General features: G+C 60.0%; 13 protein-coding genes and 3 tRNA genes. 12 read left to right on the top strand and 4 right to left on the bottom strand.

What is annotated here, in order from left to right; genetic code table 11:
• Positions 1-58: 58 nt before the first annotated feature.
• The 7 genes from HMPREF2920_RS08305 (at position 59) to HMPREF2920_RS08335 (ending at position 4,235) form a co-directional block, all read left to right on the top strand.
• Positions 59-130, top strand: a tRNA-Gln gene (locus HMPREF2920_RS08305).
• A 39-nt stretch (positions 131-169) separates the two neighbouring features.
• Positions 170-242, top strand: a tRNA-Glu gene (locus HMPREF2920_RS08310).
• Between the two features lie 76 nt (positions 243-318).
• Complete coding sequence (locus tag HMPREF2920_RS08315) at positions 319-1,098, top strand: tRNA threonylcarbamoyladenosine dehydratase (RefSeq protein ID WP_048735404.1); 780 nt, start codon at positions 319-321, stop codon at positions 1,096-1,098.
• Positions 1,095-1,880, top strand: a complete 786-nt coding sequence (locus HMPREF2920_RS08320; protein ID WP_246816309.1) for a TatD family hydrolase — start codon at positions 1,095-1,097, stop codon at positions 1,878-1,880. Before HMPREF2920_RS08315 ends, HMPREF2920_RS08320 begins: the two co-directional genes overlap by 4 nt.
• 83 nt (positions 1,881-1,963) lie before the next feature.
• Positions 1,964-2,036: transfer RNA gene (locus HMPREF2920_RS08325), tRNA-Glu, on the top strand.
• A gap of 110 nt (positions 2,037-2,146) precedes the next feature.
• A complete protein-coding gene (locus HMPREF2920_RS08330) occupies positions 2,147-3,103 on the top strand; it encodes a lactate/malate family dehydrogenase (RefSeq protein WP_048735408.1) in 957 nt (318 codons plus the stop codon).
• A 70-nt stretch (positions 3,104-3,173) separates the two neighbouring features.
• The gene (locus tag HMPREF2920_RS08335; RefSeq protein ID WP_246816307.1) at positions 3,174-4,235 is read left to right on the top strand and encodes an acyltransferase family protein; all 1,062 of its coding nucleotides are present in this window, start codon (positions 3,174-3,176) and stop codon (positions 4,233-4,235) included.
• Between the two features lie 42 nt (positions 4,236-4,277).
• On the opposite strand, the gene HMPREF2920_RS08340 is transcribed toward HMPREF2920_RS08335, so the two are convergent.
• Positions 4,278-4,703, bottom strand: coding sequence for a carboxymuconolactone decarboxylase family protein (locus HMPREF2920_RS08340; protein WP_070854143.1), 426 nt, complete (start codon positions 4,701-4,703; stop codon positions 4,278-4,280).
• Positions 4,687-5,589, bottom strand: coding sequence for a LysR family transcriptional regulator (locus HMPREF2920_RS08345; RefSeq protein WP_070854144.1), 903 nt, complete (start codon positions 5,587-5,589; stop codon positions 4,687-4,689). Before HMPREF2920_RS08345 ends, HMPREF2920_RS08340 begins: the two co-directional genes overlap by 17 nt.
• A 69-nt stretch (positions 5,590-5,658) precedes the next feature.
• Between HMPREF2920_RS08345 and HMPREF2920_RS08350 the strand changes: the two genes are divergently transcribed.
• Complete coding sequence (locus HMPREF2920_RS08350) at positions 5,659-6,582, top strand: TDT family transporter (RefSeq protein WP_070601599.1); 924 nt, start codon at positions 5,659-5,661, stop codon at positions 6,580-6,582.
• On the opposite strand, the gene HMPREF2920_RS08355 is transcribed toward HMPREF2920_RS08350, so the two are convergent.
• Both HMPREF2920_RS08355 and HMPREF2920_RS08360 read right to left on the bottom strand, forming a co-directional pair.
• Entirely contained in the window at positions 6,583-7,773 is a 1,191-nt protein-coding gene (locus tag HMPREF2920_RS08355; protein ID WP_049189543.1) for an MFS transporter, read from the bottom strand. It abuts the gene before it with no gap.
• Positions 7,773-8,498: an IclR family transcriptional regulator gene (locus HMPREF2920_RS08360; protein ID WP_049171587.1), complete on the bottom strand. Its 726-nt coding sequence runs from the start codon at positions 8,496-8,498 to the stop codon at positions 7,773-7,775. The genes HMPREF2920_RS08355 and HMPREF2920_RS08360 overlap by 1 nt, the downstream gene beginning before the upstream one ends.
• A 65-nt stretch (positions 8,499-8,563) precedes the next feature.
• Between HMPREF2920_RS08360 and leuC the strand changes: the two genes are divergently transcribed.
• The 4 genes from leuC (at position 8,564) to HMPREF2920_RS08380 (ending at position 14,532) form a co-directional block, all read left to right on the top strand.
• A complete protein-coding gene (gene leuC, locus HMPREF2920_RS08365; protein ID WP_070601548.1) occupies positions 8,564-9,991 on the top strand; it encodes a 3-isopropylmalate dehydratase large subunit in 1,428 nt (475 codons plus the stop codon).
• A gap of 62 nt (positions 9,992-10,053) precedes the next feature.
• Positions 10,054-10,644: a 3-isopropylmalate dehydratase small subunit gene (gene leuD / locus HMPREF2920_RS08370; RefSeq protein ID WP_049189541.1), complete on the top strand. Its 591-nt coding sequence runs from the start codon at positions 10,054-10,056 to the stop codon at positions 10,642-10,644.
• A gap of 16 nt (positions 10,645-10,660) precedes the next feature.
• A complete protein-coding gene (locus HMPREF2920_RS08375; protein ID WP_070601547.1) occupies positions 10,661-12,061 on the top strand; it encodes a 3' terminal RNA ribose 2'-O-methyltransferase Hen1 in 1,401 nt (466 codons plus the stop codon).
• A gap of 2 nt (positions 12,062-12,063) precedes the next feature.
• A complete protein-coding gene (locus HMPREF2920_RS08380; protein WP_070601546.1) occupies positions 12,064-14,532 on the top strand; it encodes a polynucleotide kinase-phosphatase in 2,469 nt (822 codons plus the stop codon).
• Positions 14,533-14,545: the final 13 nt, after the last annotated feature.

Here is a 14,545-nt window from a genome sequence, read left to right on the forward strand (position 1 = left end):
AACACGGGTTCAAATCCCGTACGGGGTACAAAGACAGCGTGAAAGCGCCAGTCTTTATTGGCCTATGGTGTAATTGGCAACACTACGGTTTCTGGTACCGTCATTCTAGGTTCGAGTCCTGGTAGGCCAGCGGAATTCGCTCACTCAGTTGGGTTGGATTCAGTTCTAAGCCCCGTTCGTCTAGCGGCCTAGGACGCCGCCCTCTCACGGCGGTAACACGGGTTCAAATCCCGTACGGGGTACAAAGTTACTCCCCAGTCAGTCGGCTGGGGAGTTTTTGTTTTTTAAGAATCGAGGCGACTATGACCAGGGGCGACTATGACCAGTGAACGTTTCGCACGACTGAAGCTTCTCCTAGGGGAGGAGGGGCTAGAAACGTTAGCTGAATCTACCGTCATGGTTGTCGGACTCGGAGGCGTGGGGTCGAGTTGTGCCGAAGCTCTTGCCCGAGGCGGCGTGGGCAACCTCATCTTGATCGACGGTGATGTCGTGGAGCCGAGCAATCTCAACCGTCAGGCGCTGGCTTTTGTCTCCACGATTGGCCGGGTCAAAGCCGAGGTCATGGAGGCGATGGTTGCCGATATCAACCCGGATTGTACGACCTATGCCCGCCAGATTTTTCTCACACGCGAAAACCTGGCGGAGACCTTCGAGCAGTTCCCGCGTCCGGATTACATCATCGACGCTATCGACGATGTCACCGGCAAGATTGAGATCGCGCAGTGGTGCGCGGAAAATCGTGTCCACCTCATTTCCGCTATGGGCGGCGGAAATAAGCTCGACCCAGCTCGGCTGACCTTCTCGAAAATCAATAAGACAAAGGTCTGTCCGCTGGCGAAGGTCGTCCGTCAGGTGTGTATCCGCCGACGCATTCGCGGTCTTGAGGTGCTGTACTCATCCGAAGAGCCAGTGAGAATTGCGGACAAGGGCAGCGGTACCAAGGCGGAAACCCTCGGTACCATGAGCTACATACCGCCAATCATGGGGCAGATGCTGGCCGGAAAGGTCATTCGCCGTCTGCTCGGGTTCGAGGAAACCCCGCTGGCCCCGCGCATCGGCGGTCCGGCCGACGAAAACCAGCCACCAACGGAAAAATGATGCGGCTCATCGATACCCACTTTCACTACGATTTCCTGCCACCGGCTTCGCGCGAGTGCTTCAAAGCCGATATTGCGCAGGAAGGCGTGGAGATCATCGCGCAGACAGTCCGCCCCTCCGGATTTGTCGAGCTAGAGCGCGAAAATCTCCCCATGGCCGCAGTCGGCTATCACCCGTGGTATATCGACGGCAACTACGAGCGCGAGCTTGAGATATTTCGCGAGGCCCTTCCACACACCCGTTTCGTCGGTGAGATTGGCTTGGACTTCGCGCCCCGCAGGCTTGACGACGTTCCCGCCGAGACTCAAATCCATGTCCTCACCGGCATCCTCGATGCTGTCCAAGCTTCGAGCCAGCCGCATATCCTGTCCATTCACACAGTCCGCAGCGCCGATACGGTGCTTGATCTGCTGGAACCACGCTTGAACACCGACGCGGGCATGGTGCCCGGTGAGAATCTCGTGCCCATCTTTCACCGTTTCGGTGGCACCAACGATGAGCTGACCAGGCTTATCCGAGCCGGTGGCTACATCTCCGTCAATCCGCTCATGTTGCGGACCAAACGCGGACGGGCCTATGTGTCGCAGGTGCCCGTCGATAGGCTTTTGCTGGAAACTGACCTTCCGCGCGAGCCCGGAAGCGGTGATGCGGCGGAGGCGGTCTCTGCCGAGGTCATCGCCGCGTTGCGGGACACTGTCGCCGAAGTTGCGACTTTGCGAAGAATGGATGAAGCGGAGCTTAAAAACGCATTGGCAGAAAATGCGGAAACACTTGGAATTTAGTGCTTTGACCTGGTGATTTGCAGTTACTATCCACGTCTAGTGTATTGTTTAACAAGTCCGCAGCGCGCGGATGAAAGTTCTAAGCCCCGTTCGTCTAGCGGCCTAGGACGCCGCCCTCTCACGGCGGTAACACGGGTTCAAATCCCGTACGGGGTACAAAGATATATAGAGACAAGAGCCTTCACTCGTAATCGAGTGGAGGCTCTTGTCTTGCTGCTCACCCCTCCACCGCGGCACTGGATTTCCACAGTCCTAGTATCGAAACTATGAAACATTCAAAACTCGTTTGTATTGGTCTCGGTCACGTCGGTTCGTATGTTCTGACATATGCCATGGAATCCGGGCTGTTCGCTGAGATTGCCACTATTGACGCAGCACCAGGCGTCGCGCATGGCGAGGCTCTGGACCAATCCCAGTCCACTGGTGTTCCCGGCACGGACTATGTCAATGTGCATGCTGGCGACTACAGCGATTGTGCTGACGCAGATATGATTATCGTCGCTGCTGGTGCGTCCATTCTCCCGGACCCGGACGACCCGGATTCCCGTCCGGACCGTGCCGGATTGGCCAAGCTCAGCGGGGAGGTGGTTCGCGATGTCATGCCGGGAATCGTGAAGCATACGCGCGATGCGATCGTCCTCTTTATTACTAATCCACTCGATGCGGTGGTGCACTTGGCACATACCGAGTTCGACTACCCCGCGGAAAAGCTCTTTGGTACCGGCACCATGCTGGACTCGGCTCGACTGCGCTGGGTGGTGGCCAAGCAGCTCGGCATCGACCCGAAGTCAGTCACTGGCTACATGATGGGTGAGCACGGGCTTACGGCTGTCCCAATTTTGTCCACACTCAATGTTCAAGGTGTGAGGTGGGCAGAACTGGAAAAATGGCATGGCACGCCGCTGCCTTCACCGCAAGAAATTCAAGATGCCGTGGTCGGGGCAGCTTACGATGTTCTCAATGCCAAGGGCTGGACTAATGCCGGTGTTGCACGCTCCGCTTTGGAAATTGCCCGTGCGGTGATGCTGGATCAAAACAGCGTCCACCCGGTGTGTACACGCTTGGATGGTGAATACGGGTTGCCGGATGTCTCGCTGTCGATGCCTGCGGTGATTGGCCGAGGTGGAATCATTCGCCGTATGCCGCCACAGCTAAACAGCTGGGAGCTGGAGCGGTTGCGTGAATCTGCTCAGTACATTTTGAGCACCGTCGAGAATATGTAGAAGAAATTATGTAGATTCCACTTTTGCCGAAATAACACGGGGAAGTACTTTGCGCTCCTAAAATATTGGCATGAATTCGGCCAAGTCCACCTACGTTCCGGAGCTGACCAGCATCCGAGCCATCGGCGCGTTCGGCGTCCTGCTCACGCATGCCGCGTTTTGGACGGGCAATTACACCGGCGATTGGTGGGGGCGCCTCAACGGTCGATTCGAAATTGGCGTCACCATCTTCTTCGTGCTCAGTGCGGTTCTGCTCACAGGGCGCTGGCTCGGTTCGCCTGACGACGTCCCCGCGAACCGACCGGACTTGCGGAAGTATTTCACCAGCCGTGCGAAGAGAGTCCTGCCGGCCTACTGGATTGTGGTCACTGCGGCCTTTCTGATTCACACTGCAGACGAGCCACCACCATCTGGTGGAGGGCTACAGGGCTGGTTGCGCACGATGTCGTTTACCCAGACGCTCCAATTCGGCTGGATTCACCCGGGCTTGCCGCAGATGTGGTCGATGGTGGTGGAAGTCGGCTTCTACTTGGTATTGCCGCTGGTGGGGCTTGGCATCTGGACGATCACAAAGGGGCGGCTGCGGCCTGGTCCAACGTTGGCCATCATTATTGGTTTTGGCCTTATTGGCCCGGTCTGGACTGTGCTGTCGCATCAGGAAGGGCTGCTGCCGGTAGTGGCACGGCTGTGGCCGATGGCGTATTTCGACTGGTTCGCCATCGGAATGCTGCTGGCTTACGGGCGAAAAGTTGGCTGGCGCGTCAATTTGGCGGCCAGCTGGCTGATAGCGCTAGTCCTGTTTTTCCTATCCACAACCACTCACGTGGGGCCAGCAACCTTGGTGCCGGATGATGTCGACCAGGCGTTGTGGAAGACCACGCTGTATGGCTTGTCCGCAGGCGCATTCGTGGCCCCGATTGCGCTGGGCACGGAGGTAAGGGGGGCTTCGTCATCCAGCCTTGATGTGGTTGGGGGAGGTCTCCTACGAGTTCTTCCTCGTCCACGTGTTGGTCATGGACTGGGTAATGAGCTTGATGGGTTATCAGACCTTCCAGGGCTCGATGTTGGCAGTGGCAATTGTCACCACTGCCATCGCCCTGCCACTGTCGTGGCTGCTGCGCCGCATCACTGATGTACTAACGCGGAGGCCAGGGCCTGATAGCCCGTGGGCTGCCTACTGATCGTCGTCGTCAAGCGGGCCGAGCTCAGCAATGAGCACTTCCTGCGCGACCTTCATCGCGGACAGTGCGGCCGGTGCGCCGCAGTAACCGGAAGCGTGGACGATGGCTTCGGTGATCTCGGTGCGGGTCAGACCGTTGGCGAGGGCGCCCTTGATGTGGCCGCGCAGTTCCTCGGTGGCTCGCAGAGCGACGAGCATTCCAATGTTGAGCAGAGAGCGATCGCGCTTGGCCAGCCCTTCGCGGCTCCAGACAGAACCCCAGACTGTGGCGGTGATGTGCTTCTGCAGGGTCTCTCCGTCGGAGCCAGCATTGCGGGCGAGGGCGGCATCGACGAATTCGTCGCCCATTACCTCGCGGCGGATTTGGATACCGGCATCGTAGCGGTCGGAGGAAAAGAGTTCATCATTCGAATTGCTCATGCTTGCTAAGTATAGGACTAGCAATGCGGATAAATTCCGAAATGTCCCCACTAGCTTTACTGCCACGACGCATAACCACGCTGAGGTTGCGAGTAAAAACGGTGTCGGTGGGGACGATGACGATGCGCCCGAGCGTTACCTGATCGCGAATTGCGCCGCGGGCGATGATTGTTGGCGCTGCCAGCGCAATCATTCCAGCGCGCTGTGCTGAAAGGGAGCCAAATTCTCCGGCGGGTTCGGTGAGAGTGCCCAGTGCATCTTCCACCACCTGTCGGCTACCGGAACCCGGTTCGCGAATAACGAGTGGCGTCGCGCGCAGTTCCTCGGCGGATATCTCGGCCCGCTCAGCCCACAAATGCCCAGTCGGCACGGCGAGGACCAGTTCGTCGGTGCCGATGATTCGTTCTTCGAGGTCGTGCCGACCAGCCTCGCCCTCTACCAGGCCGAAGTCCACCGCACTGTCGGCTACTAGTTGCCGCACCTCACGGGAGTTTGCCTGCACCATCGAAAGTTTGACTGCGGGATGTTGCCGGTGGAACTCTGCGGCCCAGCCGGGGTAGTAGAGCTCAGCGACAGTGTTGGACACCGCAAGGGTGAGGTGGCGGGGAACACTGTCGGAACGCAAGCTGGCGGCAATGCCCGAAAACTTGTGGCAGGCGGCGAGGAGGTCTGGGAGAGCGTCGATAAGCACTTGCCCTTTTTCTGTAGGGGAGACGCCGTAAGGGGAGCGTTCGAAGACTGTGATTCCCAGCGCTCTTTCCGCCCGTGCGATGCGTGCGGACATGGTCTGCTGGTTGGTGCCGAGCTCACGCGCGGCCTTCGAGATCGACCCCGCACGGGCGACGGTGAAAAGTGCTTCGAGTTCGGCCACAGCGGAGGGGTACATGCATCAATGGTACCCCTCACAGAGTTTCGTGATAGCGGTGACTGCAGCAAGAACAAATACGGTATGGGCATGACCAACTCTCCTCGCAGTGATGTGCTTGCGCCCGCCGGGCCTGCGTGGGCAGGATCGCTGATGGGCACCTCCATCTTCGCCACGCTTGCGCACATTCATGACGTGCCGGTGGTTCCGGAACTGCTTCTCGTCGTGGCAGTTGGCATTCTCGGCTTTATGGTGGTCGGCTGGCTGCGCCTTCGAAACCCGCCTTTCCACTCGAAGCTGATGGCGCCGTGGGGCATGCTCTCGATGGGCATCATGGCTCTCGGTAGTGCTGCGACTGCGCTAGCTAGTAACTCATCGTGGCAGCTGATGTCCTGGTGGATCGGTGCGCCGCTGGCAATCTACGTCAGCCTTCGCCAACTGCGAGGATTCGAAGGCGAACCAACTTTTCAGTGGGGCCTCGCGCTAGTCGCCCCGATGGTGGCGGCGACAAGTGGCGCACAGCTGAGCGTTGACTACGGCACGTTCTATCACGTCTGCGCACAAATACTCTTTTGGATGGCGCTGATTACGGTTCTGCCGGTTTTCGTACGCTGCTACGTCGCGCTGTTCTCTGGCGCCATGCGCATCCCCGATTCCATCGCCGGTACTGCCTGGATTCCGCTCGGGCTGGTCGGTCAGTCCACGGCCGCTGCGCAGCTGCTTTTCAACCGAACCTCCGCTGTCGCTTACGGCACCGCTGTGCTCATTGTCGGTGTCTTCCTCGCCGCCATCGCTTTACGACGATTCACCCGCGCCGTAATCAGTTGGGCCGGATACAGCCCTGGTTGGTGGGGTGCAACCTTCCCCGTGGGCACTCTGAGTCTTGGTACGCACAGCCTGGGTGACATTACCGGCGTGCAGTGGCTATACGTGGCCAGCGCTGGGCTGCTGTGTTTGCTGGCTGTGCACTGGTGCGCGTGCGTGGCTCGATTTGTTTGGTGGGCGCGGAGCTAGCTAGTCAAGCTCGACCCGCACCCGCCCGTTGCGGTTCTGGTCTTCTCGTGGCGCAATACCCAGCGCGGCGGCGGGGAACAGAGCCGTGACGGCAAACAGCGCGGGGAAGCCCGCAGCGGCCACAATCGCACCCGAAACCGGAGGCGTTGCAGCGTAGATAATGTTCTGGAACGTGTTCTGCGTACCCATAGCGCGTCCGGACCAGAAGGGGCCTGCGTATTCAGCAACTGCGGTGAAGGCGAGTCCATTCGGGCTGACCACAGCAACGGCCAGTGCGCAGACCAGCAAAGTTCCAAGCGTACGCCAATCAGCCCAGCTGGCAATCATCATTGCGACAGCCAAAACAAAGGTCGCACCCGAGACCCAGCGGTAGGGGCGGATGCGAGATCGCACTCGGTCAGAGACCACACCCATCAGTGCTCGCGATCCGGCACCGAGCAGCTGCGAGACCATCACAATTGTGCCCGCCGTGCCATCGGAGTACCCCACAGACAGCAACCACACCAGAATGTAGGCACCCATCATCGACTGCGGCCAGGACAGCAGCGCCGAGGCGATGTGGATGCGCACGAGGTACTTGCCGTCCCGGTAGGGGCTGGCCGTGACGGTGGGGTTCGAGGCATCAGGGCGAGGGGGATTCTTCACGCCTATCAGTACAAGCAACGCCAGCACGGCGCACAGGATTGCGGGCATCGCGAGTGCGACTCCGATGCTGTAATTCTGCGCGAGAGGGTGCAGGGTTACCGCTGATAGTGCAGCGCCGAGGGGCTGAGCCATTTGGCGAATGCCCATCGCAGTGCCGCGCTGATGCGGTGGGTACCAGCCCGACACCACGCGGCCGGATGCCGAATTCACGCTCGCCGCCGCACACCCGGCGAGAAAGAGCGTGGCCCCGAGCAGAGCCGGGCTTGACGACGAAGCTAGCGCCGCAAGCCCCGTCGTTAAGGCAGTAGAGGTCAGGCCGGCGAACAGAGCTGCGCGTTCGCCATAGCGGTCGACAAACCAGCCCCAGGCGATGAGCGTGAAGACAATACCGGCCGCCGGCATTGCTGCGACGAGGCCGGCGGCGGAGAGGCTTAAGCCGTTTTCCTGTAGGGATGGGATGAGAAAAGGCACACCCATGTGAACGACGGACGAACCGACCGCCGCGAACATGGACAGAAGAAGGACAAGGTGACGGTAAGCGGGCATTACAGTCGGGAGCTCATCTCTTCAGCGGCGCCGAGAACCTTTGCGCCCCAGCATTCGTAGGGCGACGGAGTCATGCGCTCCACGGGGCCGGAGACGGATAGGACTGCAATCATGCGCTGGTTGCTGTCGAAAACCGGGGCGGAGACGGAGGCAAGTGCGGGGTCGCGCTCACCCATGGACTCGGACCAGCCGAGACGTCGGCAGTCGTCGAGGTCCTGTTGGTTGAAGTCGGCGTCGGGAAGCATTCGCTCAGCGAGGTTGGCCGGGCCAAAGGCCAGGAGAACACGTGCGGCGGAGCCGGCGGTTAGCGGCATGCGAGAGCCAACTGGCACGGTGTTGCGCAGTCCGGTGGCGGGCTCCATGGAGGCAATACAGGTGCGGGTATCGCCGGTGAGACGGTAGAGCTGCACGGACTCTCCGGTTACCTCTACTAGCTTCGGCAGGATGTGCGCTGCGGCGTCGGCAAGCAGGTCGGTTGTGACAGGCGTGATCTCGGTGAGGCCGGGGCCCGTCGTCCAGCGGCCGTCCGGAGTGCGGGTGACAAGGCGGTGTACTTCCAACGCCGTGGCCAGCCGATGGGCGGTGGCGCGGGGCAGGCCGGTGTCGTCGCAGAGCTCGGCGAGGGTGCGTGGAGTTTCTGCAACAGACTTGAGAATGAGTACCGAACGGTCGAGAACCTTAATGCCACTTAGAGCTGGCGTCTCGGATGTGCTAATCTGTCCCATGCCATGATATTAACATCTCATTCCTTGAGATAAAAGAGATATATCCGGAAGGCGGCTCACCCACTATGCGCACCACGGACACCAGCCCGAAGACTCTGGCCGAGAAAGTCTGGCGTGACCACGTAGTCAAGCAAGGCGACAACGGCGAACCAGATCTGATTTATATCGATCTGCACCTCGTCCACGAGGTTACCTCGCCACAGGCTTTTGATGGCCTCCGTCTGGCAGGGCGCAAGGTGCGCCGCCCGGATCTGACCATCGCAACTGAGGATCACAACGTTCCGACCACTGTCGCCGGCGGCAAAATCAATCTGATTGAGGAACCGACCTCTCGTACCCAGATTGCCACACTGCGCAAGAACGCCGAGGAGTTCGGTATCCGCCTGCATCCGATGGGCGACCGCGAGCAGGGTATCGTGCACGTCGTCGGCCCACAGCTGGGCCTGACTCAGCCGGGCACCACCGTCGTCTGTGGTGACTCGCATACCGCAACTCACGGTGCTTTCGGCGCCATGGCCTTCGGTATCGGTACCTCTGAGGTTGAGCACGTTCTGGCTACCCAGACCCTGCCGCTGAAGCCTTTCAAGACCATGGCGGTCAATGTCACCGGCGAACTGCAGGATGGTGTTACCGCCAAGGACCTGATTCTGGCGATTATCGCCAAGATTGGCACCGGCGGCGGTCAGGGCCACGTTATTGAGTACCGTGGCGAGGCCATCGAGAAGCTGTCGATGGAAGCTCGCATGACCATCTGCAACATGTCCATCGAAGCCGGTGCCCGCGCCGGCATGATTGCTCCGGACGAGACCACTTTCGAATACCTGAAGGGTCGCCCGCACGCGCCGCAGGGCGAGCAGTGGGACGAGGCTGTCGAATACTGGAAGTCCCTGGTTACTGACGAGGACGCGAAGTTCGACAAGGTCGTCGAAATCGATGGTTCCGCGCTGACTCCATTCGTTACCTGGGGTACCAACCCTGGCCAGGGAGTGCCGCTGGGGGAGGCCGTGCCGGATCCGGAGTTCATCGCTGAGGACTCCGACCGCATCGCCGCCGAGCGCGCGCTGGAGTACATGGACCTGAAGCCGGGCACCCCGATGCGCGACGTTAAGGTCGACGTTGTCTTCGTCGGTTCCTGCACCAACGGCCGCATCGAGGACATGCGCGCCGTCGCCGACGTGCTGAAGGACCGCAAGGTTGCCGACGGCGTCCAGATGCTCATCGTGCCGGGCTCCGCAAAGGTCCGTGCGCAGGCTGAGGAAGAGGGACTGGGCAAGATCTTCGAAGAGGCAGGCGCTGAATGGCGTATGCCGGGCTGCTCCATGTGCCTGGGCATGAACCCGGATCAGCTGACCCCGGGCCAGCGTTGCGCTTCGACCTCCAACCGCAACTTCGAGGGCCGTCAGGGCAAGGGTGGTCGTACCCACCTGGTTAGCCCTGCCGTCGCCGCAGCTACCGCAGTCGTCGGTCACTTCGCAGCACCGGCTGATCTCTAACTGACTCTAACCGCCGATCTTTGTACAACAGACCCAAGCAGAACTTCTAAGGACCTTTCACCATGGAAAAGTTTGATACTCACACCGGCGTCGGCGTTCCCCTGCAGCGATCCAACGTCGACACCGACCAGATCATCCCGGCCGTCTACCTAAAGCGCGTCACCCGCACCGGATTCGAGGATGGCCTGTTCAGCAACTGGCGCAACAATGAGTCCGACTTTGTGCTCAACCGCCCGGAGTACGCAAAGGGCTCCGTCCTCGTAGCAGGGCCGGACTTCGGTACCGGTTCTTCCCGTGAGCACGCCGTGTGGGCACTGATGGACTACGGCTTCCGCGTCGTCATCTCCTCCCGCTTCGCCGACATCTTCCGCGGAAACGCGGGCAAGGCGGGGTTGCTCGCCGCACAGATGCAGCAGTCCGATGTCGAGCTGCTGTGGAAGCTGCTGGAAGCTAACCCGGGCATGGAGCTCACCGTCAACCTGGAGACCCGCACCGTCGAGGCAGGTGAGCAGGTCTTCCCGTTCGAGGTCGACGACTACACCCGCTGGCGTCTGATGGAAGGGCTTGACGACGTCTCCCTGACCCTGCGTAACGAAGCGGACATTGTGGCCTACGAGGAGAGTCGTCCGGCCCACAAGCCTAAGACGCTCTAGGCGTTAGACTTGCCGCATGTATCTGGCAATCACCAAACACTCACGGACCGATCAGCCTTCACGTACTGAATCAGCACGCGATTTGGGATTTATCCTGCGAAAGCATCCCGATCGCGTGCATGAGGCCGAGTTAAAGTTCGGTGTTGCCCGAGTCCTTTTCCCCACGGCTACCGATGCCGAATGCACGGCAGCCCTTTGGGTTGATATTGACCGTGACGAGCTGCTGAAACTCAAGCAGTACCGCGCCGATACGTTCAGTCTGACCGGCTACATTAATGATCGGCAGTGGGCCGCGTCATCGCTTTTGACAGTGGCGCTGAAATCCGTTTTCTCCACGGCGATGGTCATGGAGAAGCCCTCGCCTTACGACGAAGCCCCAAGCGACCTCACCGCGACAGTCGCAGCGGTACCCGGCACTGAGGAAGAAATCCGGGAGCTGTTCGAGCCGCTGGGGTGGAGCGTTGCCTGCGATTTTTCGAACAACATTGCTGGGCAGAAGTTCTCACCGACGGTAACGCTTTCGGGTAGGGCAACCGTCCGCGATTTGCTCAATCACCTGTATATTCTGCTTCCTGTCCTCGACGGTGGGAAACACTATTGGGTCGATGACCGGGAAATCGACAAGCTCGCCACGCGTGCGCAGGGTTGGCTACCGGAGCATCCGCAGCGGGAGAAAATCCTAAAGCGCTACCTTGCGGATCAAAAAGGCCTGGTCAACGAAGCCGTCGTGAAGCTTGCTGGGGAATCCGACGGAGCCAGCAGAAGCGAACTGGCCAACGGTGACCACACAGCCAAGCCACTTAACCGACAGCGTCAAGAGCGGGTGCTGCGTGAGGTGTTTAGCCTGCGTCCGCGCAGCGTTGTGGACATCGGCTGTGGTTCCGGCGTGTTGCTGGGGCCGATGCTGGAGAATCCACGAATCGCGCAGATTGTTGGCACTGATGTCTCTGTAGGGGAGCTTCGAAAGGCACACAAGGCGCTCAACCTAGATCGGATGCCGGAGCGCCAAGCCGCGCGGGTGGAGCTTTTCCAATCCTCGGTCACCTACGCCGATGAGCGCATTGCGAACATGGACGTGGCAATCCTGATGGAGGTCATCGAGCACATTGATGCCGACCGACTGCCCGCGTTGGAGAACAACGTCTTTGGAGCAGCCCGGCCGCAGTACGTCATCGTCACCACGCCGAACAGCGACTACAACGCGTGCTATCCAAACCTAGCGCCCGGACAGTTCCGGCACCTGGATCACCGCTTCGAGTTCAGCCGTGTGGAATTTCGCCAGTGGGCGAAGGGCGTGGCCGAGAAGTTCGGTTATCTGGTGGACTTCGACGGTATTGGAGACGTGCACGAAACCTATGGCCAACCGACACAAATGGCAGTCTTTTCCTACGACTTCACCGCAGCAGAGGAGAGCTAACTATGAGTACCATCTCACTTCCTAACCTCAGCTTGGTCATGCTGGTCGGTGTCTCCGGTGCTGGAAAGTCGACTTTTGCGGCACGACACTTCGGCCCGTTTGAAGTCGTATCCTCGGATACCTGTCGCGGCATTGTTTCCAACGATCCGAATAACCAGGCGGCGACGGCGCCTGCTTTTGAGCTGCTGGAGACGATCGTCGGCAAGCGTCTGGAAGCTGGCTTGCTCACTGTGGTCGATGCGACGAATGTGAAGCCGCAGGATCGTGCCCGGCTCGTGAAGCTGGCGCGCAGCCACCATGCGCTGAGTGCTGCCATCGTTTTGAATCTTCCGCTGGCGGAGGTGAAGGAGCGGCACAGGCAGCGCACTGACCGCAATTTCGGAGTAGAGGTGTTGGAGCGCCAGCACCGTGACCTGCGCCGAGGACTCAAGCACCTGAGGCGCGAGAAGATTCACAACGTTTTCATCTTGAATTCCGCGACGGAAATTGAAGAGGTCACCATTGAACGTGTTCCGCTCAAGGTCGACCGCAGCGACCTCCACGGTCCGTTCGACATCATCGGCGACGTCCACGGCTGCTTCGATGAGTTGACCGAACTGCTTGCAAAACTTGGCTATCAGCTCTCGGCAGATGGCAGCGATGCTCATCACCCCGATGGTCGCACGGCCATTTTTGTTGGTGACCTTGTCGATCGCGGCCCTAATAGTCCAGCCGTCTTGAAACTGGTCATGGGAATGGTCGCTGCCGGCAATGCCCTCTGCGTGCCCGGAAACCATGACTCTAAGTTGGTGCGCGCCCTCGACGGCCACAACGTCACCACTGGTCACGGGCTGGCCGAAACGCTCACTCAGCTCGCCGACGAAAGTGAGGAGTTCCGGAAGGACGTCCGTGAATTCATCGACCACCTGCCCGTGCACTACGTGCTTGATGACGGCGCCCTGGTCGTAGCCCACGCGGGACTGCCTGAGCACCTCCATGGCAGGGCCTCCGGAAAGGTCCGTGAGTTCGCGCTCTACGGTGCCACTACTGGCAAGCTCGATGAAAATGGCCTGCCAGAACGTCTGGATTGGGCAGCGGACTACCGCGGTTCCGCTCGTGTCGTCTATGGCCACATGGAAGCAGACCGGCTGCGCTGGGTCAATAACACCATGTGCATCGACACCGGTTGTGTCTTCGGCGGCAAGCTCTCTGCGCTGCGCTATCCCGAACTAGAGACCGTGCAGGTCGATGCAAAGCAGACCTGGTGGGAGGCCCCATCGCGCAGCACCACCAACCGCCCGGAGTCCGAGCTGCGCATCACTGACGTGCTAGATGTCGATGGTATCCAGACTGGTCGGCATGGCCGCATTCGCATTGATAGTGACCGCGCAGCTGCAGCGCTGGAAACTATCAGCCGTTTCACGCTCGCACCGGAGAAAATTCCGTACCTGCCACCGACAATGTCACCGGCGCCGACCTCGCAGCGAGAGGGACTCCTGGAACACCCGGAGGAGGCATTCCGCTACTACGCAGCGCACACTGACCAGGTCATTTGTCAGGAAAAGCACATGGGTTCCCGAGCTGTGCTGTGCTTGATTCGACCCGGAACAAAGACTCGTTTCGGTGCTAGCTCGTACGCCTACACCCGGACGGGGCGTGCCTTCTTCGACGACACGACCTCGGCACTCGACGAAATGACCAAGGCCGCAACGCGCGCCGGGCTTTTTGACCAATTCGGCGATTGGATTCTGCTCGACGGCGAAATGTTGCCCTGGAATCTCAAGGCCCAAGGGCTTATCGACGACATCTATGCACCCACCGCTGCCGCTGGTATCGGTGCAGGGAGGCAGCTCGCGGCCGCTCTGCAGGCGGCAACCGACAGGGGAGTAGAGGTCAGCGGTCCTACTCCAGAACAGACTCTGGACGAGCTCCAGAAGTTCCGTGCTGCCTACAACCGATATGTCGACAGCGACAACAAGATTCAGTTTGCACCCTTCCAAGTGTTGGCAAGCGAGGATGCCACCTGGCACCACAAGCCCCACTCATGGCACCTGGATATTGCGAATCAGCTGGTCGCAGCAGACAGTGAGATCTACCGGCAGACGCGCTGCTTCGTCCTCGACCCCAGTGACCCGGAACAGGTGGAGGTCGCATCGAAGTGGTGGTTGCAGCTGACAGAGGCCGGCGGGGAAGGGGCCGTCGTCAAGCCAATGGAAAACGCAGAGACGTCGCGTCAGGTGCAGCCCGGCATGAAGGTGCGCGGACGGGAGTATCTGCGAATGATTTACGGGCACGACTACCTGCACCCGCAGCGTCAAGAGCGGCTGAAGCGGCGAAATTTGCAGCACAAGCAGTCATCGGCGCTGCGCGAATATGCCCTCGGCATCGAGTCGCTGGAGCGCCTAGCGGCGGGCGAGCCTCTGCATCGGATCCATGTTCCTGTCTTCGGCGTGTTGGCGCTGGAGTCAGAGCCGATGGATCCGAGGTTGTAGGGTCGGTCAACGC

Source organism: Corynebacterium sp. HMSC075F02 (genome assembly GCF_001838335.1).
Taxonomy (GTDB): domain Bacteria; phylum Actinomycetota; class Actinomycetes; order Mycobacteriales; family Mycobacteriaceae; genus Corynebacterium; species Corynebacterium jeikeium_D.